The organism is Pseudomonas sp. Sample_20 (genome assembly GCF_004307585.1).
Classification (GTDB): Bacteria; Pseudomonadota; Gammaproteobacteria; order Pseudomonadales; family Pseudomonadaceae; genus Aquipseudomonas; species Aquipseudomonas atacamensis.
Map to the genome: position 1 here is coordinate 1 of NZ_RCOA01000025.1, position 25,054 is coordinate 25,054.

At 63.7% G+C, this 25,054-nt stretch carries 4 protein-coding genes; all 4 read right to left on the reverse strand.

Going from position 1 to position 25,054, the window contains the following annotated elements; genetic code table 11:
* Positions 1-365: 365 nt before the first annotated feature.
* The 4 genes from D8U70_RS06905 to D8U70_RS06920 all read right to left on the reverse strand — a co-directional run bounded on the left by D8U70_RS06905 (position 366) and on the right by D8U70_RS06920 (position 24,947).
* Positions 366-1,328, reverse strand: coding sequence for an alpha/beta hydrolase (locus D8U70_RS06905; protein ID WP_130928531.1), 963 nt, complete (start codon positions 1,326-1,328; stop codon positions 366-368).
* A gap of 69 nt (positions 1,329-1,397) precedes the next feature.
* Positions 1,398-13,712: a non-ribosomal peptide synthase/polyketide synthase gene (locus tag D8U70_RS06910; RefSeq protein ID WP_130928532.1), complete on the reverse strand. Its 12,315-nt coding sequence runs from the start codon at positions 13,710-13,712 to the stop codon at positions 1,398-1,400.
* A gap of 13 nt (positions 13,713-13,725) precedes the next feature.
* Positions 13,726-21,549 carry a non-ribosomal peptide synthetase gene (locus tag D8U70_RS06915; protein ID WP_130928533.1) on the reverse strand — a complete coding sequence of 2,608 codons (7,824 nt, stop codon included), beginning with the start codon at positions 21,547-21,549 and terminating at the stop codon, positions 13,726-13,728.
* Positions 21,546-24,947 carry a non-ribosomal peptide synthetase gene (locus D8U70_RS06920; RefSeq protein ID WP_130928534.1) on the reverse strand — a complete coding sequence of 1,134 codons (3,402 nt, stop codon included), beginning with the start codon at positions 24,945-24,947 and terminating at the stop codon, positions 21,546-21,548. The genes D8U70_RS06915 and D8U70_RS06920 overlap by 4 nt, the downstream gene beginning before the upstream one ends.
* Between the last annotated feature and the right edge of the window lie 107 nt (positions 24,948-25,054).

Genomic DNA, 25,054 nt, shown 5'->3' on the forward strand with positions numbered 1-25,054 from the left:
AATCCAACACAGATCCAAAGCAGACCACACGCTTTTCACCACTCAACAATGAGCGCAAGCTCGAGTGCTTTTGATCTTGATCCACCGGCGACGTCGGAAGGCTGAGTGGAGGGATTGATCCGGGCGTGGGAGCGCAGCGACCGTCTGGCGCAGCCAGACACAGCGGAAGGAGGTGCAGCGAAGCAAACCGTAGCCGCTGCGCCCGGATCAGTCCCGCAGCGATGGAACCCGAGCCTGCGAGGGCCGAACGTAGGAGCTAGCGTTTTTTGCTTATTTTTTTTCTGGGCCGGCATTCCGGGCGCTTGTAAAAAAGTAAGTCGCCGTCAGGCGAAACCGCCAGCAGCCGCTACCGAAGCAACGGATATTCACCCAATCTCAAGAGCCCGCGCAAGCGCTCCACCAAGCCTCGAATAAACCTCCAGAACCCCAGGCACCACCGTCCCCAACCGCAACAAATCATGAATCAACCCGGCACAAACCTCGACCTCGACCTCAACCCCCTGCCCGCGCAGCCTGTCGACATAAGCCTGCCCTTCATCCAGCAACGGATCAAACCCGGCAAGCAGCACAATAGCCGGCGCAACCCCACGCAGATCCTCCGCCAGCAACGGCGAAAAACGCCAATCCAGATAATCCTCCGGCCCACGCGCATAGTGCTGATAAAACCACTCCAGCGTGTCGTTCTCGAGCAAATACCCCTCGCCAAACAACAGCCGCGAATCATGCACCCGCGAAGCATCGGTCACCGGATAACACAACAACTGCGCCTTGGGCGCGATAGCCACCGTGTGCGGCTGCCGCACCGCCTGAATCGCCAGCACCGTCGCCAACGTGGCACCCGCGCTGTCGCCACCAAACGCAACGCGCGAACCATCCAGGCCGAGGCTCGCAGCCTGTTCGGCCAGCCAGGCCAAAGCGTCCTCGCCATCCTCCAGCGCTGTCGGAAAGCGATGCTCCGGCGCCAGTCGATAACCGACCGAGAGCACCGCACACGGCGTGCGCTGGCAAAACTCGCGGCAGACGCCGTCGTGGGAATCCAGACTGCCAACGACAAATCCGCCACCGTGGAAATACACCAGCACCGGCAGCGACGAGGCAACACCGCTGGGCCGATACAACCGCAACGCCAGCGCCGCACCATCGCGGGCCAGTGTCTCAATCTCGCTGACTTCAACATCCTGCGGCGCTGGCCAGCGCAGTTGCGCGGTGGTCTGTTCGAAGGTGGCGCGGGCCTCGCTCGGGCTTAGTTGGTGCATGGCCGGCAGGCCGGCGTCCTGGCTGTCTTGCGCCAGGTCGAGAAAAGCTTCCAGATCAGGGTGTAACGACATCGTTAAAAATCCTTGTATCTGCAATAAGACGGGCGCGCCTGGGCAGCGCCCGCGCAAAAGGCCGGGTGATCAACCCACCCGCGCCATGCAATGTTCGATCAACGCTTCAAGCTCGCGCTGGTAATCGCTCATCAGCGCATCCATGGTGCCGGCGCGGTAACGCTGGCTGCTGTAGATGCAGCGCAAGGCCAGTTGCCCGTCATAAACCTGGCCGACGATTTCCAGCCAGTTGCCCAGATTCGCCTTGAGACTGTAGTTGTCGCCGGTCTCTTCCAGTGCCGGCACCAGCAACGCCTGTTCATCGAAGCTCTGGTCGAACTGCCCGAGGTAATTGAACGTCACCCGTGCCTGCGGCAATGCAGCCAGTTGCGCCGAGATTTCCGGCCCGGCCAGATGACGCAACACGCCGTAGCCGATGCCCTTCTGCGGTACGCCCGCCAGTTGCGCCTGCACATCGATGATCGACTGGCCGATGTCGTCGCCGTCCGGGCGCAAACGCACCGGGAACATGCTGGTGAACCAGCCGAGGCTGCGGCTCAGGTCGATCGATTCGAAGAGGTCTTCGCGACCGTGACCTTCAAGCAGAATCAGCGCCGACGGTTGCTGACTCCAGCGGCACAGGGCGCGGCTGAGCGCCGACAGCAGCAAGTCGTTGATCTGCGTGCCGTACACCGCCGGGGCCTGTTTGAGCAGTTGTTCGGTGTGCTCGCGGGAAAGCTTGAGCCGTGCCTGCGCCTGTTGCCGCACAAGGTTCTTGCCGCGCGGGTTGTCGCATGGCAGATCAACGCCGGGCTGATCCATTTGCTCCAGCCAATAGCTCAATTCCCGCTCGGCTATCACTGGCGCCTGCGCCTGCAACGCCTCGGCAAACGAACGATAACTGCTGGTACGAATCGGCAGTTGCGGCACCCGCCCCTGCACGCACGCCTCATAAGCGACTTTCAGATCGTCGAGCAGAATCCGCCACGACACGGTGTCGACCACCAGGTGATGAATCACCACCAGCAACCGCGCCTGACCATCCGGCAAGGCCACATGCATGACCCGCCAGACCGGCCCGTCATCGAGTTTGAGGCTGCGCTGCGCGAGGTTGGCCAAGACTTCGACCTCTTCGCTGTTTTGCGCTTCGCGGCGCCACAGCACAGCCTCGTCGGAGGCGCTGCTGCTATAGCGCTGCAACCAGCGCCCGCCGTCGTTGGAAAAACGCAGGCGCAGCGAATCGTGATGTTGTTCGATCAAGCCCAGTGCCTGTTCCAGTGCATCGAGATCCAGCGGTTGACGTGCGCTGAGCAGCAACGACTGGTTGTAGTGATGCGCCTCGGCCATGCCTTCGGCGAAGAACCATTGCTGGATCGGCAGCAGATTGAACGCGCCCTCTGCGGCAACCTGAGTCAGGTCCGGCAGCGCTTGCCCGGCGCCCTCCTTCGCCACTTGCTGCTCGACAATGCCGGCGATGGTCTGATAACGCATCAGATCGCGCAGCTTCAGCTCCATCTGCAGCGTCGGGTGGTTTCTCACCCGCGAGATCACTTGCAGGCTGAGGATCGAATCGCCACCCAGTTCAAAGAAGTTATCGCTGATACCGACCTGCTCGACCTGCAACACCTGCGCCCAGACTTCCGCCAACAGGCGTTCCTGCTCGGTGCGCGGGGCAACATATTCGTCGCTTTTGAACTCCGGCTCCGGCAGGGCCTTGCGATCGAGTTTGCCGTTGGGTGTAACCGGGAACGCGCTGAGGCAGACGATCTGCGCCGGCACCATGTATTCCGGCAGCGAAGCACGCAGCCCGGCCTTGAGTTCATCGCCGATATCATCACCCGTGGCGGTGACCACATAACCGATCAGTTGCTTGCCGGAGGCATTGTCGCGGGCAATCACCAGCGCATCGCTGACCGCCGGCAACTGACGCAGGCTGGCCTCGACTTCGCCCAGCTCGATGCGGAAGCCACGCACCTTGACCTGATGGTCGATGCGCCCGACGTAATCGACCACGCCGTCCGCGCGACGACGCACCAGATCGCCGCTGCGGTACAGACGCTCGCCAGGGGCAAACGGGTTGGGCACGAAGCGTTCGCCGGTCAGGTCGGGGCGGCCGTAGTAACCGCGAGCGACGCCGTAACCGCCGATGTACAACTCACCGGCAAAGCCCGGCGGCAGCGGATTCAGATCATCGTCGAGCACGTACAGCGAGCGCGCACCGACCGCGCGGCCGATCGGCGCATACGCCGCTTCGCAGTGCTGGCTGATGGCGACTTTCCAGAGCATCGGCGTGACCACGGTTTCGGTCGGGCCGTAGCCGTTGGTGAAGAACTGCGGACGCAACGCGGCTTTGACCTGTTCGAAGGTCTGCTCCGGCACCGCATCGCCACCGAAGCAGTAGATGCGCACCGGCGGCGGTGCGATGCCGCTGGCGGCGGCGTACTCGGCGAGTTGTTTGAGATAGGCCGGCGGGAAGCAGGCGATGGTCACGCCGTAATCGTGCAGGGCTTGATAAGTCTGCTCCGGAGTCCACAGACAACCGTCGCGAATCACCAGACGACCGCCGCTGTACAAGGTACTCAGCCAGCGTTCGTGAGCGCCGTCGAAAGCGAACGACATGAAGTGCAACTCGCAACTGCTCGCGTCCATTTCGTACAGCTCGGCGATGGCCTGGCAATGCATGCTCAGCGGTCCCTGCGTCACGGCAACGCCTTTCGGCCGTCCGGTGGAACCGGAGGTGTAAACCAGATAGGCCAGGCTCTGCTCGTGAACATCGCAGACCGGGGCCGCGTCACTGTAAAGACTGCGATCGAGCTGATCGATTTCCAGGCGCAATACGCCATGCGGCGCCGGTAACGTCGCGCGCAGGCTGGTTTGCGTCAGCAGCAGGGCCATGCGCGAATCTTCGATCATGTACGCCAGACGCTCCGGCGGGTAATCGATGTCCAGCGGTACGTACGCCGCACCGCTCTTGAGCACGGCGAGGAAACTCACCAGCATTTCCAGCGAGCGCGGCAACGCCACGCCGATCACCACTTCCGGCCCGGCGCCGTGGGCGATCAGGCACTGCGCGAGTCGATTGGCCTGCCGCTCCAGCTCTGCGTAGGTCAGGCTTTCGCCGGCGCATTGCACCGCGATCGCGTCGGGCTGCTGTTGCGCATGACGGCTGATCAACTCCGGCAACAGGCGCGGCTCATGGCGGTGCGCCGGCTCCGCGCTCCAGGCCTGCGCCGCTTGCCATTGCTCGGCGGACAGACGCTGCAAATTGCCCAGTCGCTCATACGGCGCGGCCATCATCGCCGCGAGGGTGTTTTCCAGGGTCAGGCGAATGCCTTGCACCGCCTCGGCGCTGAAGTGGCTGCGCAGGTACAGGTACTCGATCGACAATTCATCGCCGAGCATCACCGCAAGGTCCATCGGCACGTTGGTCACGCCGTGGCCGATGGATTTGCCGAAGGTCAGCTCAGTGTCGGTTTCTTCCTGCAAGCGCTCGTCGATCGGGAAGTTCTCGAATACCACGATGCTGTCGAACAGCGCCTGACCACCGAGGTTCGACCAGCGCTGCACATCGGCCAGCGGCGCCTGGGAGTAATCACGAATGTCGAGGTTGTAGGCCTGCACTTCGCCCAGCCAGTCGGCCAGGCGCTGATCGGCCTGTGGGGTCTGAATGATCGGTAAGGTATTGATGAACAGGCCGAGCATGTTGCCGACGTTCGGCAGGCTTTCCGGACGCCCCGATACGGTGGCGCCGAAGGTCACCGTCTGCTGGCCGGTGTAGCGTTGCAACAGCAGCAGCCACGCGCCCTGAATCAACGTGTTCGGGGTGATGCGCAAGTCGCGGCAGAACTCCAGCAGACGCGCGGTTTGCGCTTTGTCCCAGTTCGAATAGATCGCATCGTGACCGGCTACGTCGGCACTGTGACGCGGGTGCATCGCCTGACTCAGCGCGGTCGGTTCGTTGACCACCGCCAGACGCGCCTTCCAGAACAGCTCTTGGGCATCCTGATCCTGCGCCTGCAACCAGGCGATGAAGTCGCGATAGCGGCCGTTTTCGCCAGTCACCTCGCCCGTGGAGTAGTACTGCAAGACCTCGCCGAACAACCGCGAACTGCTCCAGCCATCCATCAGAATGTGGTGGCTGGTCCAGATCATCTGGTACTGCTCGTCGCCCAGCTGCAGCAGGGTCACCCGCTGCAATCGCGCTTCGGACAAGTCGAAGCCCAGCGCGCGGTCGGCACTGGCAAATTCGGCAATCGCCGCCTCGCTGCAGTCCTGCCCACGCCAATCGAGCACCTGCATCTGCAACGGCGCTTGGCGATGCACTACCTGCAGCGGCTTGGCCAGCCCATCCTGCCAATGGAAACTGGTGCGCAGGATCGCCTGACGGACAATGATGAATTCCCAGGCCTTGCGGAAACGCTCCACGTCGAGGCCCTTGATCGGCAGGCTGACCTGTTGCACGTAAAGGCTGCTGCCGTTATCCGACAGGGTGTGGAAGAGCATGCCTTCCTGCATTGGCGACAGCGGATAGACGTCTTCGATCAGCTCCGCCGGCACCGGCAAGGCATCGAGTTGCGCCTGATCCAGTTGCGCCAACGGATAGTCGGCGGCGCTGGCGGATTGCGCGTCTGCATGCGAAACCACTGCGGCCAGTTTCTGCACCGTCTGCTGCTGGAACAGGTCCTTGGGCGTGAAGCAAATGCCCTGCTGCCGCGCGCGGCTGACCAGTTGAATCGAGATGATCGAATCACCGCCGAGGGCGAAGAAATTGTCGGTCACGCCGATCTGCTCGATCTTCAGAATGTCCTGCCAGACCTCGGCCAGTTGCTGCTCCAGCGGCGTCGACGGCGCGACGTAATCGCGTTGTGCCTGGCTGGCATCCGGTGCCGGCAAAGCCTTGCGATCAAGTTTGCCGTTGGGTGTCAGCGGCAATTGTTCGAGGAACAGCCACTGCGCCGGCACCATGTAGTCCGGCAGATGCGCCTTGAGCGCGGCTTGCAACTCAGCACTCAGCGCGTCCAGTTGCGCGGGGCTTTGATCGGCCTCGGCCGGTACCACATAAGCCACCAGTTGCTGGCCGCCAACGCCGTCCACCGCCAGCACCACGCCTTCGCGCACGCTGGCCTGGGCCAGCAGACGCGCTTCGATTTCACCCAGTTCAATACGGAAGCCACGCACCTTGACCTGATGGTCGATGCGGCCGACGTATTCGATACGGCCGTCGTCCATGAAACGCGTCAGGTCGCCGGTGCGGTACATACGCTCGCCGTTGCTCGCCAACGGGTTGGGCACGAAACGTTCGGCGGTCAGGCCCGGGCGCAACAGATAGCCACGGGTGATGCCCTCACCGGCCAGATACAGCTCCGCTGCGATGCCGACTGGCGCTTCCTGCAATTGCTCGTCGAGCAGGTACGCAGTGGTGTTGCGCAATGGCCGGCCGATATTGGCCTGGCCACCGAGTTCGCGACGGGTCCAGGTCGAATACGTGGTGTCTTCGGAAGGCCCGTACAGGTCGTATACGTGGGCAACCGAAGTCTCGCGGTACAGGGTGTCGACCAGCGCCTGCTTGAGCGGCTCGCCGGCCAGATTGATGATGCGCACGCCCGCCGGGATCTGGCCGATGCGTTGCAACGCGGCAATCGCCGACGGCACGGTGTTGATCAGGCGCACCTGATCACGCTCGGGCAAGTCCGCCAGCTCCAGGGCATTGCGCGCCATGACCACGGACCCGCCGCGCGCCAGGGTGACGAAAATCTCCCACACCGACAGGTCGAAGCACACCGACGTCGAGGCCAGCACGCCCTGCAGATCGTCCTCGCTGTAGACCTCGGCGGACCACTGGATCAGCGCCTGTACGTTGCGATGGGCGATGGCCACGCCTTTCGGTTTGCCGGTGGAACCGGAGGTGTAGATCACGTAGGCAAGATTGGCCGAGTCGGCGCGCGCCGGCAGGTTGTCCGGCGCTTGCGCGGCGAACGCCTCACCGCCGGCCTCGACCAGCACCACCTGCGCTTCGCTGGACGGCAGTTGCGCCAGCAAGGCTTGCTGGGTCAGCAGGACTTTCGCCTGACTGTCGTCGAGCATGTAGGCCACGCGGTCGGCCGGGTAGTCCGGGTCCAGCGGCACGTAGGTGCCGCCGGCCTTGAGCACCGCCATCAGGGCGATCACCAGTTCCGCCGAACGCGGCAGTGCCACGCCGACGCGCACTTCGGCGCTGACACCCAGCGTCACCAAATGCCGGGCCAACTGGTTTGCGCGCCGGTTCAGTTCGCCATAGCTCAGGGCCACGCCGGCATGACTCAACGCCAGTGCCTGCGGATGTGCTGCGACCCGTGCTTCAAAGCTCTGCGAAATCAACCGCTCGGCCGGATAAGCCGCGTGATTGTCGTTCCACTGCGCCAGCGTCTGCCGCTCGGCCAGCGGCAGCAGACCGATCTCGCCGAGTGCCTGCTGCGGCGCTGCGATAAATTGCTCCAGCACTTCACGCAAATGCGCCGCCAGAGCAAGCACGCTGCGCTCGGCAAAGTGCTCGGTGAGGTAGTTGAAATCGAGGTTGAGCACTTCGCTGGCGCCAGCGATCAGGGTCAGGCCGTAGTTGGTCTGCTCGCGATGCTCCAGACCGGAAAAACGCAGCCCGCCCGGATTGGCCTCCAACGCGTCGGATACCGGGTAGTTCTCGAACACCAGCAAGGTGTCGAACAACGCTTCGCCACTCAATGCGGCCAGACGCTGAATGTCCTGCAAAGGCGTCTGTTCGTAGTCGCGCAACAGCAGGTTCTGGTCCTGCACGCTGCGCACCCAATCGCCGACGCTGAGGCTGGCCTGCGGGCTGGCGATCACCGGCAGAGTATTGATAAACAGCCCTAACTGTTCTTCGATGCCCGGCAAATCCACCGGACGCCCGGATACCGTAGCGCCAAACGCCACCGTGGCCTGCCCGGTGTAGCGCTGCAACACCAGCAGCCACGCGGCCTGCACCAGGCTGTTGAGGGTCACCTGTTGCTGACGGGAGAAGGCGTTCAGACGCTGGGTCAACGCTTCGTCGAAATGCAGACGATGCATCTGTTTGCCCGGCCCCGGCACGGTGCGTCCGTGGCAGGCCGAGGCCAGTCGGGTCGGCTCGTCGAGTTCGGCCAGTTGCCCGCGCCAGAATTCCTGCGCCCCAGCCTTGTCCTGGCCCTGCAGCCAGACCAGAAAATCGCGATAGCGACCCTGCGCGCTCGGCACCGACTGGCCGGCGTAATCCTGCAGCACCTCGCCGAACATCCGCGAGTTGCTCCAACCATCCATGAGGATGTGGTGACAAGTGAAAATCAGTCGATGGCGATCGTCGGCAGTGCGCAGCAGGCACAGGCGCAACAGCGGCGGATTCTGCAGATCGAAGCCGCGTTCGCGGTCGGCCTGCGCCCGTGCTTCAAGCACTGCTGGCAGATCAGCGGCATCGCGCACATCGACTTCCGGCATTTCCAGGGTCAGTTGGCGATTGATCACCTGCAACGGCGCGTCGAGGCCATCGCGGCCCCAGATGAAACCGGCGCGCAGCACTTCATGGCGATCGACCACCCGCTGCCAGGCTTGCTGAAACCGCGCGACGTCGAGGCCGTCGATGTCCAGCAGCATCTGATAGACGTAGGCGCTGGGGTCGGCGTCGTACAGGCTGTGGAACAGAATGCCCTGCTGCATCGGCGCCAGCGGATAAATGTCCTCGATGCGCTGGGCGGCAATCGGCAGGCTGTCCAGATGCGCCTGGGACAAACCGGCCAGCGGCACATCGGACGGCGTGAGGCCGCCCGCATGGCTAAGGCAGTGGTCGATCAATTCGCTCAGCGCCACTTCGTAGGCGCGGGCCAGCGCGGCGATGGTCGCCTCCTCGAAGACGTCGCTGCTGTAGGTCCAGGTCAGGCTCAACTGGCCCTGATAAACCCGGCCATCGATGGTCAGCCAGTTGGCCATCGGCGCGTTTGCGTCCTGACCGGCGCCCTTGTCTTCGGTGGCAGGCCGCCACAAGGCGTCTTCGTCGAAGTTGTTATCGAACTGCCCGAGGTAGTTGAACGTCACCTGCGGTTGCGCCAGTTCACGCAGCGCCGCTTGTGCTTCGGCGGTGCCGAGATAACGCAACAAGCCATAGCCGATGCCCTTGTTGGGGATCGCGCGCAGTTGCTCCTTGATGCCTTTGATCGAGCTTTCCAGGCTGGCGTTTGGTGTCAGGCGTACCGGGAACATGCTGGTGAACCAGCCCACAGTGCGGCTCAGGTCGATGTCATCGAAGAGGTCTTCGCGGCCATGGCCTTCGAGCTGCACCAGCGCACTGTCGCTGGCGGTCCACTCGCAGAGCACCCGCGCCAGTGCGGTCAGCAGCAGGTCGTTGACCTGAGTGCGGTAGGCCGCCGGGGCCTGTTGCAGCAATTGGCGGGTACGTTCGGCATCCAGTCGCGTGTCGACGCTGCGTTCGAAGCGGTTGTTCAACTGGCCCTGCGGATTATCCAGCGGCAAACCGAGCGGCGCATCGCGCAACTGTTCGCGCCAGTAGCTCAGTTCGCTGCCCAGCGCCGCGCTGCGCGCATGTTCTTGCAGGCGCACGCCCCAGTCCTTGAACGCGCTGGTCTTGGCCGGCAGATGCACGCGCTGTCCGCTGCTGATCTGCTGATAGGCGCTTTGCAGGTCTTCGAGCAGGATTCGCCACGACACGCCATCGACCACCAAGTGATGAATCACCAGCAACAGACGCTGACTGGCGTCCGGCAAATCGATCAGCGCCGCGCGGATCAGCGGGCCGTTGTGCAGGTCGAGGCTGCGTTGCAGGTCCAGGCACAGCGCTGGCAATGCCGCGCTGTCGTCCAGCGTGAAAGTGCGTAACAACACTTGTGGCTGATCCGCCGCGCCGTGGCTTTGCTGCCAACCCTGCTCGGTTTGGCGATAACGCAGACGCAAGGCGTCATGCTGTTTTTGCACCTGCGCCAGGGCCTGTTGCAGCGCCGCGGCTTGCAGGGTTTTCGCCGGGGTCAGCAGGATCGACTGGTTCCAGTGGTGGCGCGCCGGGATGTCGCTGTGGAAAAAATACTGCTGGATCGGCGTCAGCGGCGCGTCGCCAAGCACTTCGCCCTGCTCCGTCTGCACCGCGTCGCTCTGCTGCGCCACAGTGGCCAAGCGCTGCACGGTCTGATGCTGAAAAATGTCCTTGGGCGTAAAGCGAATGCCGGCCTGCCGCGCGCGGCTGACCACTTGAATCGAGATGATCGAATCGCCGCCCAGCTCGAAGAAATTATCGTGAAGCCCGACCCGCTCGACCTTGAGCACGTCCTGCCAGATCTCCGCCAGACGCTGTTCCAGTTCGCTGCGCGGCGCCGCGTATGCTTCTTGCACCTGCGCAACGTCCGGCTGCGGCAGTTGTTTGCGATCGAGCTTGCCGTTGGCGGTCAGCGGCAGCCGGTCGAGGAACGCCCAACTGACCGGAACCATGTAATCCGGCAGGGTTTCGCGCAGGTGCACCTTGATCGAATCACGCAGCGCGCCCTGCTCGTCCGCGTCCAGCATCTCGTTGGGTACGACCCAGGTCGCCAGTTGTTGACCGCTGAGACCGTCCACCGCCAGCACCACCGCTTCGCGCACCTGTGGATGCTTGAGCAGTTGCGCTTCGATTTCGCCGAGCTCGATGCGGAAACCACGGATCTTCACTTGGTGGTCGATACGACCGATGTACTCGATCACCCCGTCGCCGCGCAGCCGTGCGAGGTCGCCGGTACGGTACAGACGCTGGCCGGCCTTGCGGTTGAACGGGTCGGGCACGAAGCGGGTGGCGCTCATGCCGGCCTGATTCAGATAACCACGGGCCAGACCGGCGCCAGCGATGTACAACTCACCGATGCAGCCTTGCGGCACCAGATTCAGCGAGCTGTCGAGCAAGTACCACGACAGGTCGACAATCGGTGCGCCGATCGGGCTGCTGTGATTGCTCTGCAGATCCGCCAGCGACAACGGCCGGTAAGTCACGTGCACGGTGGTTTCGGTGATGCCGTACATGTTGATCAGCGTCGGCGCGCGGTCGCCAAAACGCTCGAACCACGGACGCAGATTCTGTACTTCCAAAGCCTCGCCGCCGAACACCACGTAACGCAGGGCATTGCTGCGCGGGGATTCACAGGCGACCTGCATCAACGGCTTGAACGCCGACGGTGTCTGGTTCAGCACCGTGACATTTTCATCGCACAGCAGCGTGTAGAAATCCTCTGGCGAACGGCTGACATCGTGGGGCACCACCACCAGTTTGCCGCCGTACAACAGCGCGCCGAAAATCTCCCACACTGAAAAGTCGAACGCGTAGGAATGGAACAGCGTCCAGCTGTCCTGCGCGCCGAAATCGAACCAGTGCGCGGTAGCGCTGAACAGGCGCATCACGTTGCCGTGCGGCAGCAACGCGCCCTTGGGTTTGCCGGTGGAACCGGAGGTGTAGATGACGTAGGCCAGATTGTCCGGCGTGGTCAGGCATGGCGGGTTGCTTGCGATGCCGTGTTCCGGCGCCTGATTCAGATCGAGGCAGATCAGCCCCGGCGGCACCGGCAATTGCCCGAGCAAATGCCCCTGGGTCAACAGCAAGTGAATGCCGCTGTCGTCGATCATGTAGCTCAAACGGTCATCCGGGTAGCTCGGGTCCAGCGGCACATAGGCGCCGCCCGCTTTCAGCACCGCGAGAATGGCGACGATCATGTCCAGCGAACGCTCCACCGCAACGCCGACGCGCACGTCCGGGCCGACGCCCTGCTTGATCAGCGTATGCGCCCACAGGTTGGCGCGGTGATTGAGCTCGGCGTAGGTCAGGCGTTGCCCGGCACAGCTCACCGCCACCGCATCGGCATGCCGCTCGGCCTGGAGCTCGATGGCTTGCTGGATGCACTGGCTCAGCGGTTGTTCAATCAGCGGCGGATTCCATTGCGCCAACAGCTGTTGCTGCTGGCCTGCATCGAGCATTGGCAACTGGCCGATACGCTGGCTCGGCTCGGCGACGATCGCTTGCAACAACGCGGTCCAGTGCTGCGCCAGGCGCTCGATGGTCGCTGCGTCGAACAGGTCAGTGGCGTACTTGAGTACCGCTTCGATGCCGTGGGCCTGTTCGGTGGTGTTGAGGGTCAGGTCGAATTGCGCGGTCTGGCTCTGCCATTCCAGCGGTTCGATGTTCAGGCCGTTCAGGCGCGTGGCGACGCTCGCACGGCGCTCGGCCTGGTGGTTGAACATCACCTGGAACAGCGGACTGTGGCTGAGGCTGCGGCCCGGTTCCAGCGCTTCGACCAGTTGCTCGAAGGGCAAGTCCTGATGCGCCTGCGCCTCCTGCGCCGTCTGTTTGACCTGACGCAGCAGCTCGATAAACGGCAGCTCTGCGTCGATGTCCGCCTTGAGCACCTGGGTGTTGACGAAGAAGCCGATCAGGCGCTCGATTTCCACCCGGCCACGGTTGGCCACCGGCACGCCGACACGGATGTCGCTTTGCCCGCTGTAGCGATGCAGCAAGGCCTGAAACGAAGCCAGCAGCAACACGAACAGGGTGACGTTTTCCTGCCGGGCAAAGGCCTTGAGGGCATGGCTCAGCGCCGGATCAAGAATCAGGTTATGGCTGGCGCCGGCAAAGCTTTGATCGACCGCGCGCGGGCGATCCAGCGGCAGTTCCAGCACCGGTTGTTCGCCGCCGAGCTTTTCCTGCCAGTAGGCCAGTTGGCGCTCCTGCTCACCGGCCTCCATCCACTGGCGCTGCCACAAGGCGTAATCGGCATATTGAATTGGCAGGGCCGGCAGACCGGCGTCGTGACCGAGGTTGAAACCGGCATAGAGCTGCACCAGTTCCTCGATCATCACTTGCAGCGACCAGCCATCGGAAACGATGTGGTGCAGGGTCAGCACCAGCACATGCTCAGCGGGGCTGACCTGCAGCAGCGCGGCCCGCAGCAACGGGCCGCGCTGCAGATCGAAAGTCTTCTGGCTCTGGGTCTGAACGAAAGCCTCGATCGAGTGCTCCGGGTCATGCGCCAGATCAGCGCTCAGGTGATGAATATCGAGGGTAAAAGGTCCTGCGGGCAGGACCACTTGCAAGGGTTGCGCGCTGTCTTGAGAGAACACCGTGCGCAAGGTTTCGTGGCGTTCGATCAGCGCCGCAATGCTGCGTTCCAGTGCCGGCACATCCAGCGGCCCTTGCAAGCGCAGGGCCGTCGGAATGTTGTAGGCCGCGCTGTGCGGTGCCCACTGCCAGAGGAACCACTGGCGCTGCTGAGCGTAGGACAGCAGCAACGGCTCTTCAGCCGTGCGCTTGAAAACCGGGGCAATGTCAAAGAGGTTGACGCCTTTCTGCTTGAGCAGAACCGCCAGAGCCTTTCTTTGCTTAGCCGAAAGTTGTCCTACCGACTCGATTAACTCTTGCACGCGTTTTTCCCTCTCAAGAAATCAGTTTTTCCAGATCATCGAGGGATAGACGTTTGAGGGCCTCCAGTGATTTAGCCAATTCATCCTGAACGGGCGACATTTCGACGCGCAGCGCTTCGATCCGCGCGCAGAAATCCTTGAGGGTATCGGTTTCGAACAACGCCTTGAGCGGCACCTTGTCGCCCAGACGTTCCTGCACCCGGGTCACCACCAGCGTCGCCAGTAACGAATGGCCGCCGAGCTGGAAGAAGTTTTCCGCCAGCCCTACCCGCTCGACTTCCAGCACTTCCTGCCAGATCGTCGCCACCTCCCATTGCAGATCGCTTTGCGGTGCCTGGTATTGCTCCTGCGTCGGGCTCTCGCCCAACGCCATCAGCGCCTTGCGATCGAGCTTGCCGTTGGGCGTCAGCGGGATCGCGTCGATCAGGTGCAGATGCCCCGGCACCATGTGCGCCGGCAAGCGACTGGCCAAGGCATTGCGCACCCGCTCGGCCAGCGTCGACCGCTCGCTGTCCGGCGCGGCGACGAGGTAGGCATGCAGGTGTTTGCCAGCGGCGCCGTCCTGCGCCAGTACCACCGCCTCAAGGATATCGTCGAGTTCCAAGAGGCGCGCTTCGATCTCGCTGAGTTCGATGCGGAAACCGCGAATCTTCACTTGATGGTCGGCGCGACCGATGTACTCGATGTTGCCATCGTCGCCCTGGCGCACCAGATCGCCGGTGCGGTACAGGCGCTCGCCGTTGCTAGCGTAAGGATTCGGCACAAAGCGTTCGGCGGTCAGCGCGGCACGACGCAGATAGCCGCGCGTCACCCCGGCACCCGCCAGGTACAGCTCGGCCGCCACGCCCTCGGGCAGCACCTGCAACTGACTGTCGAGCAGGTGCGCCACGGTGTTGTCCAGTGGCCGGCCAATGTTCGCCCGGCCCTGCGGCGTGCGCAGGGTGAAGGTTGAATAAGTGGTGTCCTCCGACGGCCCGTAAAGATCGTAGACCTGCTGCACCTGAGTGCTGGCGTAGAGGCTGTCGACCAGACTCTGCTTGAGCGGTTCGCCGGCCAGATTGATGGTGCCGACCGAAGTCGGGATCTGCCCAGCGCGCTGCAACGCGGCAATCGCCGACGGCACGCTGTTGATCAGCGTGACCTGATCGCGCGCCGGCAAATCGGCCAGCGCCAGAGCGTTGTCGGCCAGCACCAGGCAGCCACCGCAGGCCAGCGTGACAAAGATTTCCCACACCGACAGGTCGAAGCAGATCGACGTCGAAGCGAGCACGCCGCGCAATTGTTCTTCGCGATAGACACCCGCTGACCACTGAATCAGCGCCGACAGATTGCCGTGGCTGATCGCTACGCCTTTCGGTTTGCCGGTGGAACCGGAGGTGTAGATCACGTACGCCAGATTTTCAGCCGCGAGGTTAACCAGTGGCGCAGTGGCCGGGTATTCGCTGGCGACGTTCTCGTCCACCAGCAGCACCTGCGCACTCAAGGTTTCGGGCAGCATCGCCAAGGCCGCTGGCTCAGTGAGCAAAACAGCGGCGCGGCTGTCGTCGAGCATGTGCAGCAAGCGTTCCTGCGGGTAATCCGGATCGAGCGGTACGTAGGCGCCACCGGCCTTGAGGATCGCCAGCAAGCCGACCAGCATGTCCGGCGTGCGGCGCATGCACACGCCGACGCGCACTTCCGGCCCGACGCCCATGCCTTGCAGCTTGTGCGCCAGACGATTGGCCCGGGTATCGAGGTCTTGGTAAGCGATGGACTGCTCAGCGAACAGCACCGCGTTCGCCTGTGGCTGTCGCTGCACCTGCGCGGCGATGTGCGCCAGCACTGTGCGTTGATCCGGCATGGTAACCGGCGCCTTGCCCCACTCGATCGCTTGTTGCCGTTGTGGCTCGGCGAGCAGTTGCAGCGCGCCCAGCGGCTGTGTGGCGTCGGCGAGGAACTGCTCGAGCAGGCCTTGCAGCTGCGCACTCAACGCGCGGATCGCTTGAGCGTCGAAGCTGGCCTGATCGAAACTCACGCCCAGACTCAGCTCACGGCCGGTGATCGCCACCAGGGTCAGCGGATAATTGGTCTGCTCCTGACGGCGGATCGCCGAGAATTTCAGGCCGGTCTGCGGACCCTGAGCCAAGGCCTCGGCCATCGGGTAGTTTTCGAACACCAGAATGCTGTCGAACAACGCCCCGGCGCCCATACCGGCCCAGCGCTGAATGTCATACAGCGGCGTGTGTTCGTGCTCGCGCAAGGCCAGGTTGAGGTCTTGCACCTGTTGCAGCCATTGGCTGACGCCGATCTCCGGCGATGGCGCCGCCACCACCGGCAAGGTGTTGATGAACAGGCCGATCTGCTGCTCGACACCCGGCAAATCCGTCGGCCGCCCGGCGACAGTCGCGCCGAACGCCACGTGATCCTGGCCCGTATAACGCTGCAACAGCAGCAGCCACGCCGCTTGCACCAGCGTGTTGAGCGTGACTTTCTGCTCGCGGGCGAAGCGGTTGAGATCGGCGGTCAGCGGTTCGCTGAACACATGCTCGTGATCGGCATAGCCGCTGGCCGCGTGCCTGACCGGCATGGCACTGGCCAGTCGCGTCGGCTGTTCAATGTCCGCCAGCGCTGCGCGCCAGAACTGCCGACTGGCTTGCTGATCACGCTGGCCGAGCCATTCGATGTAATCGCGATAACGCCCCTGCCCTGCGCTCGGCGTGATGCCGGCGTAACGTTGCAGCACTTCGCCGAACAACTGCGAAGTGCTCCAGCCGTCCATCAGGATGTGATGGCAGGTGTAGATCAGGTGATGAGTGTGCTCATCGATGCGCACCAACGTCACGCGCAACAGCGGTGCGTCGAGCAGATCGAAGCCACGTTGCAAATCTTCAGCGGCAAGATGATCAAGCGCTGAATCCAGGCCAGCGCGACCGCGCCAGTCCTGCACCTGCCACGGCATCTGCACACGGCTGCGCACCACTTGCACCGGCGCGGCGGCATCCTGCGGCCAGACGAACGCCGTGCGCAAAATGTCGTGGGCATCGACGGTCTGCTGCCAGGCCTGGCGGAAGCGCTCGGCGTCGAGCTGCTCGACGTCGACGCGCAGCTGATTGGTGTAGGCCGGGCTGTCCGGCTCGTTGCGGCTGTGGAACAGAATGCCTTGCTGCATCGGCGACAGCGGGTACAGATCGACGATGTCACGCGGCGCCATCGGCAATGCCGACAGCTGCGCCTGGGTCAGGTTGGCGAGGTTGAAATCCGAGGGTGTCACGCCACCGGCCGCGCTGTCGCAGCAATGTTCGATCAGGCGTTGCAGTTCGCGGCGATAGGCCTCGGCCAACGCCTCGATGGTCTCGACGCGGTACATGCCGCTGCCGAAGGTCCAGGTCAGTTCCAGCTCACCGCCGAGAACCTGACCGTCAACACTCAGCCAATTGCCCAGCGGCGCTTGCCCATCCTGATTGGCGCCGGTGCTGTCAGCGCTTGGCAGGAACAACGCGCCTTGCTCGGCGCTGAACGCGCCGTCGAACTGACCGAGGTAATTGAAGGTCACCCGTGGTTGCGCCAGCGTCTGCAACTCGGCTGCACGCGTGAGGTAACGCAGCACGCCATAACCGATGCCTTTGCCCGGCACGGCGCGCAGTTGCTCCTTGATCGCGCACAGCGACGCAGCGGGATTGGCCTGCGGAGTCAGGCGCACCGGGTACAGGCTGCTGAACCAGCCGACCGTGCGGCTCAGGTCGATGTCGTCGAACAGGTCTTCACGACCATGGCCTTCGAGCTGGATCAACACCGACGGCTGCTCGCTCCAGTCACACAGCACCCGCGCCAATGCGGTCAGCAACAGGTCGTTGATTTGCGTGCGGTAGGCCGCCGGGGCGACTTTCAATAGCTTGTCGGTCAGTGCCGGGCTCAGGCGCGTACTGGCGCGAGCGGCCTGGGCGCGGGTCTGGCTGTCCACGGCGAAATCTTGTGGCAGTGCCGCGTCGTCGCCCGCCAGGATCTGCTGCCAGTAAGCACTTTCGCCAGCCAGCGCTTCACTCTGCGCATAACGATGCAACTGCTCGGCCCAGTTGTGCAGCGAACTGCTCTGGCCTGGCAACATCGGCGCCGTCCCCGCCGCCAATGCCTGGTAAGCCTGCTGCAAGTCCTCCAGCAGAATGCGCCACGACACGCCGTCGACCACCAAGTGATGAATCACCAGCAACAAACGCTGCTCGGCATTCGGCAGAGTGACCAGCACCGCGCGCAGCAACTGCCCGCGGTGCAGATCGAGGCTGCGCTGCGCCGCGTCGGCCACGGCCGGCAACGCATCGAGACTGTCCAGTTCGCGCAGCCAAAGCAGTTCGGCATCGCGCTGAGCCTGCGGCAACGCCTGCCAGCTATCGCCCGACTGCACAAAGCTCAAGGCCAAGGCCTCGTGCTGTTCGACCAACGTCGCCAGCGCCTTGCGCAAATGCACGGCGTCCAGCGCCAGGGTCGGTTGCAGCATTACCGACTGGTTCCAATGCTGGCGCTGGGCAATCGGCGTCTCGAAGAAACGCACCTGAATCGGCAGCAACGGCAACGGCCCGCGAGCCACTGGTGCCGCGACGGCAGCCGGTTTGGCTTCGATCAGTTTGGCCACAGCAGCCAGTTGGCCGATGGTCTGTTTTTCGAACAACTGCTTGGGGCTGAGCTTGATGCCCTGGCGCTTGGCCCGGGCGATGATCTGCAAGCTGAGGATCGAGTCGCCACCCAGTTCGAAGAAGTTATCGCTGCTGCCGACCCGCTCGAGCTTGAGCACTTCGGCCCAGATCGCGGCGAGTTTTTCCTCGATCTCACCGACCGGCGCGACGAACTGCTGGCTGACCACGCCGGGCACTGGCAAGGCACGCTTGTCGAGTTTGCCGTTGGCAGTCAGCGGCAGCTTTTCCAGCAACAGCAACTGCGCCGGCACCATGTAATCCGGCAGCCGCGCCTGCAATTGCTCGCGCAGATCCTGCGCCTGCACCTTCGCGCCCACTGCCGGCACGCACCACGCCAGCAGTTGCAGGCGCGCCGGGTCGTCATCCAGTGACAGCGCGAGCACGGCGGCTTCGCTGACACCGTCGAGACTGAGCAACACCCGCGCGACTTCCGCAGGCTCCACACGGTAGCCGCGCACTTTGACCTGATCGTCGGCACGACCGATGAACTCCAGCGCCTGTTCGCGATTGCGCCGGACCCGGTCGCCACTGCGGTACACCCGCGCGCCGGGGTTCCCAAACGGATCAGGCAGGAAACGCTCAGCGGTGAGCCCCGGCTGATTCAGGTAGCCAAGGGCAACGCTATCGCCACCGATGTACAACTCACCGGCAACCTGATCGGCCACCGGGTTGAGCACATCGTCGAGCACATAGACATGGGCACCGGCCAGCGCTGTGCCGATTGGAACACTGCGCGCCTGCGCGGCGAGTTCTTCGACCTCATGGGTCAGCACGCCCACGGTGGTTTCGCTCGGGCCATAGTGATTGATCAGGCGACAGCCCGGTTTAAGTTGCTGCACACGCTCGACCAGCGCCGGCGAACAGGCTTCGCCGCCGGCGATCAGTGCGTGTTCCGGCAACACATCGGCAGGCTTGGCCGCCTGCAACAGCGCGGCGAGATGCCCGGGAACGATTTTCAGCACGCCAACGCGATGACGGGCCATGTATTCGGCAAAGCGGTCCGGGTCGAAGCCGAGTTCTTCCGGCAGCACATGCAGCAGTCGGCCCGAGCACAACGCACCGAACAGCACGGTGAAGCCAAGGTCGGCGGCGATGGTCGAGACCAGCGCCATGCTTGCCTCGGGCGCCGGCGCCAGACGCTCGAGTACGCCGCGCACATAACCGCCCAACGCGCCGTGGCTGACCAGTACACCCTTCGGTTGCCCGGTGGAACCGGAGGTGTGAATCACGTAGGCCGGCGACTGCGCATACAGCGTCAGTTCAGGCGCGGACGTCGGCAGCGAGTGCCATTGCCCCGGTGCAAACTCCAGACCCTGACAGCCCTCAGCCGCCAATTCGCTGAGCCGTGCGTCGCCTTCAGCACCGATCAGCGCCCGGGCCTGGGCAGCGCCGAGCATCTGTTGCAGGCGCGCGCTTGGCGCCTTGATATCGAGTGGCATGTACACCGCGCCTGCCTTGAGAATCGCCAACAGGCAAGTTAGCCAGTCCAGCGAACGCTCCAGCAGCACCGCCACCGGATCGCCGACATCGACGCCCTGCGCACGCAAATAATGGGCGAGACGATTGGCTTGTTCATCCAGCGCCTGGAAAGTCACCGTTTGCTTGAGATCCCGAGCGGCCAACGCCTGCGGCTGCCGGGCCACTTCACGCGCCCAGTGTTGCAACACCGTCAACGCCGGTTCGCGTTGGCTGGCAAGCGCAGCAGGCCGTGGTGTGGCAACCGTGTGCAGCGGCGCCTGCGGCGAGTTGAGCAACTGTGTAAACAGGTCCAGCAACATCGGCACAAGACCGGCGACCGTTTCCGCTCGATAGAGATCGCTGGCGTAGGTCATCTGGCCGTGGATCAGCGCGCCGTCGTCGGTGATATCCAAGGCCAGATCGAAATGCGTGCCGTCCTTGGCCAGCGGGTATTCGCTGACGGTCAGGCCGGGCAAGGCCATCGAGCGTTGTTTCTGCATGCCGACGTTCTGGTTGAACTTGGCCTGGAACAGCGGGTTGTGGCCCAGGGTGCGTTCGGCGACCAATTCGTCGACCAGTTGCTCGAACGGCAACTCCTGATGTGCCTGTGCGCCGAACGCCGCTTCTCGCACCTGCGCGAGCAAATCGGCGAAACTGCCGCGCTCATCGACCTGGCAACGCAGCACCTGGGTGTTGACGAAGAAACCGATCAGTCCCTCGACTTCGGCGCGGCCACGGTTGGCATTCGGCACGCCGACACGAATGTCGCGCTCGCCGGCCAGACGCGAAAGGAACAGCGAGAACCCGGCCAGCACCAGCATGAACAGGCTGATGCCCTGGCTGCGCGCGAAGACGTTGAGCTGCTGCGAAAGGTCAGCACCGAAATCGAAACTCAGGGTCTGTCCTGCAAAGCTTTGCGTCAGCGGTCGGGCAAAGTCCGGCGCCACTTCCAGCAGCGGATGTTCGTCGCCTAACTGCTGACGCCAGTAGTCGAGCTGGCGCTCGCCCTCGCCGGCCTCCAGCCAGCGCCGCTGCCAGATCGCATAGTCGGCGTATTGCAACGGCAGTGCTGGCAATTGCGGCTCGCGCTGCAAGCTGAACGCCTGATAGCACTGCACGAATTCCTTGACCATGACGTCCATCGACCAGCCATCGGAGACGATGTGATGCATGCTCACCACCAGCACGAATTCATCGTCGGCCAAGGCAAACAGGCTGGCGCGCAGCAACGGGCCGTGGCGCAGATCGAACGGTTGCGCGGTGACGTCTTGCACGTGTTGCGCGAGCAGTTCTTCGCGCTCTTGCGCGGCGGTGCCAGTCAGATCGAAGCGTTGCAGCGCAATACTTTGCTGCTCGAGAATCAGCTGATGCGCTTGATCGCCGTCGGTGTGAAACACCGTGCGCAACACTTCATGGCGCGCCAGCAGATGATCGAACGAGCGGCTCAGGGCCGACTCATCCAGCCGGCCTTTCAGACGCAAGCCAGCGGCCATGTTGTATGCGGCGCTGTGCGGTTCCAGTTGCCACAGGAACAGCAGGCGCTGCTGGGCGAACGACAGGGGAATCTGCGCACAGTCGTGGCGGCTGACCGGCAGCGGCAACAGGCTGAAATCCTTGCCCTCCTCGCGCAATTTGGCCAGAAACAGCCGACGCTGTTCCAGCGGCAGGCCGACGAACCTTTTTGCAATACGTTCCGCCATCGTGCCGCTCATATTTCTTCTCCTTGCAAAGCATTCATGAACTGATCCAGGTCGGACCAGTCGTCGTCGCCGCTCGTCTCGGCCAGTTGCCCGAGCACCTCGGCGAGATCCGCCAGCAGCGGTTTTTCGAACAGGCTGCGCAGCGGCAGCACCACGCCCATCTGCTCCTTGACCCGGGCAATCACCTGCGCGGCCAGCAACGAATGGCCGCCCAGTTCAAAAAAGTGATCGTCCAGGCCCACACGCGGCACGTGCAGCACCTCGACCCAGACCTGCGCCAGACACTGCTCGGCCGGCGATTGCGGGGCGCGGTAATCGCCCTGCAACTGCGCCGGATCCGGCGTCGGCAAGGCCTTGCGGTCGAGCTTGCCGCTCGGCGTCAGCGGCAGGTCCGCCAGCAACAGCAGATGCCCCGGCACCATGTAATCCGGCAGGCTGGCTTGCAGCGCAGCGCGGGTCTGCTGACGGAACGCCGTTTGCGTTGCCGCGCTGGCGAGCACCGCAGGTTCTGTCACCACGTAAGCGACCAGTTGCGCACCGCCGGCGAATGGCACCGCCAGCACCACTGCCTCGCGAACGCCCGGAGATTGCTGCAGGCGCGATTCGATCTCGCCCAGTTCGATGCGGAAGCCGCGAATCTTCACCTGATGATCGACCCGGCCGACGTACTCCAGCGCGCCATCGCCGCGCAGCCGCGCACGGTCGCCGGTGCGGTACAGGCGCTGACCGTCGGCAAACGGGTCGGCAATGAAACGCTCGGCGCTGAGGCTCGGTTGGCGCTGATAACCGCGCGCCAGAGCCGGCCCACCGATGTACAACTCGCCCACCGCGCCTTGCGGCAGCAGGTTCAGATCATCGTCGAGCACGTACAGACGCCGCGCTGCCAGTCCGTGGCCGATCGGCATGCCGCGCCACGACACGTCTTGGGCGGTCAGCGCGGTGCAGTCATGAATCGTCGAGACCACCGTGGCCTCGGTCGGGCCGTAGGTGTTGAGCAGGCGCACATGGCCGAGCCCGGCCTGTTGCCACAAGCGCAAACCGTCCACCGCCATGGCTTCGCCGCCGACGTGAATCTGCCGCAGCGCGCCGAAACTGGCCGGCGGTTTCGCCGCGTATTCCTGCACCAGCCAATACCAGTAGGCCGCCGGCAGGTCGGCCAGGGTGATGCTCTGATCGATGATCACCTGATGCAGCGTCGCGCTGTCCCACAACGGCGCATCGCGCATGACCACGCTGGCGCCATGGCACAGCGGTGGGAAAAACTGCTCGACGAAACCGTCGAAACTGCTGGTGGCAAATTGCAGAACACGGTCGCCTTCACGCAAATCGCTGTAGTCGATGGCGCGGGCAATGAACTCGCTCAGCGCGCCATGACTGACCGCCACCCCTTTCGGCCGCCCGGTGGAGCCAGAGGTGTAGATCACATAAGCGAGGTTGTCGGCTTCGACCGTGACCGGCAGGTTGTCGCTCTGCTCGCTGGCGGGCAACTGCTCCAGACACAGGCATTCGATGCCGTCGAGCGGCGGCAGGCTGGCGAGGCTTTGCCGGTCGCCGAGCAACAGTTTCAGGCCGCTGTCAGCGAGCACATGGCGCAAGCGTTCGGCCGGGGTTTGCGGATCCAGCGGCACATAGGCACCGCCAGCCTTGAGCACCGCCAGCAGCGCTACCGCCAATTCCAGAGAGCGCCCCAGCGCGACACCGACCAGCACGTCCGGGCCGACACCCTGTGCGCGCAGCTGATGGGCCAAGCGATTGCTGCGGCTGTTGAGTTCGTCGTAGCTGAATGCCGGCGCAGGCGCCGTGGCCAACAGCACCGCCGGCGCTTGCCCAGTGCGTGCGACTTGCGCTTCGAACAGGCTTTGCACGCTGGTAAACCGAGGCACGGGTGCAGTCGCTTGTATCAGCGCTTGCCGTTCGCTGTCGGCGAGCATCGTCACTTCGCCGATCAACTGCTGCGGATCACGGCACACCGACTGGAGAATGTTGCGCCAATGCCCAGCCAGCGCGGCAATGGTTGCGGCATCAAAAATATCCGTGGCGTAAGTGAAGGCAGCAAACAGTTGCTCGCCCTCCTCGCGGGTGTCGAGCATCAGGTCGCTGGTGGCCGCATGTTGCCGGCCGCTGCCGGCCAGTTGCTCCTCGCTCAGATAGCCCACGCGCAAACCCGAGGCGAGTTGCGCCTGGTGCAAATCGGTGACCAGCGGCTGGTGGTTGAACATCACTTGAAACAGCGGATTGTGGCTCTGGCTGCGCGCCGGTTGCTGGGCTTCGATCAAGGCGTCGAACGGCAGGTCCTGATGGGCCTGGGCGCCGAGGGCGGCCTGGCGCAGGTTCTGCAGCAACTCGGTGAACGGCGTTTGTGCGGTGACCACGCTGCGCAGAATCTGGGTGTTGACGAAGAAACCGATCAACCCTTCGGTTTCACTGCGGGTGCGGTTGGCAATCAGCCCGCCGACACGAATATCGGTCTGGCCGCTGTAGCGATGCAACAGGGTCTTGAACGCTGCCAGCAACACCACGAACAAGGTCACGCCCTGACGCTGGGCAAGATTTTTCAGTTCTTCGCGCAGGGCAGTGTCGATCACTGTTTCCAGGCGTGTGCCCTGATGGCTGGACTGCGCCGGATAGGCCCGATCGGTGGGCAACTCCAGCACGGGATGTTCGTCGCCCAGTTGCGTGCGCCAGTAGTCCAGTTGCCGCTCGCGCTCACCGGCCTCCAGCCAGCTGCGCTGCCACAGCGCATAGTCGCGGTAATGCACGGTCAACGGCGCCAGCGTCGGTTCACGCCCGGCGACCAGCGCGTCGTAAGTGCGCATGAATTCGTCGATCAGAATATTCATCGACCAGCCGTCGGCGATGATGTGATGCAGGGTCAGCAGCAACACATGTTCCTGCGCGGCCAGGCGCAACAGCCGTAGGCTCAGCAGCGGGCCGTTCTGCAGGTCGAAGGCCTGGGTCGCCTCGGCCATCATGTGCTGCTGCGCCAGCGGCCAGCGCTGGGCTTGGGGCAACTCGCTCAGGTCAGTCACGGGTAGTTTCAGTGGCTTAGGTTCGGCCACACACTGGAAGGCCCGCTCGCCATCCTGGCCGAAGGTAGTGCGCAAACATTCGTGGCGCGCCGCCAGACGACTGAAGGCCTGCTCCAGTGCCTCGACTTGCAATTCACCATCCAGACGCACCGCCATCGGCAGGTTGTAGGCGGCGCTGGTCGGCTCCAGTTGCCAGAGAAACCACATGCGCTGCTGCGCGTAAGACAGGCCATCACGCTCGGCGATGCCGTCGCATGCGGTCATGGGCAGCTGCGCAAAATCGATGCCCTCGCGGGCCATGCCGGCGAGGAACAGACGGCGTTTGTCCTGGGGCAATTCGATAAAGCGGCGGGCTAGTTTCTGTGCGTCTGCGGCATTCATGCGTGGAGTCCTTGCTGATCGGCGGCGTGACCTGGAGACCCGGTCGTATCAACAAGAACGAATGGCCCGCGCGATGATTTAGCGCGCCGGCGGCAATCGCGGCCCGA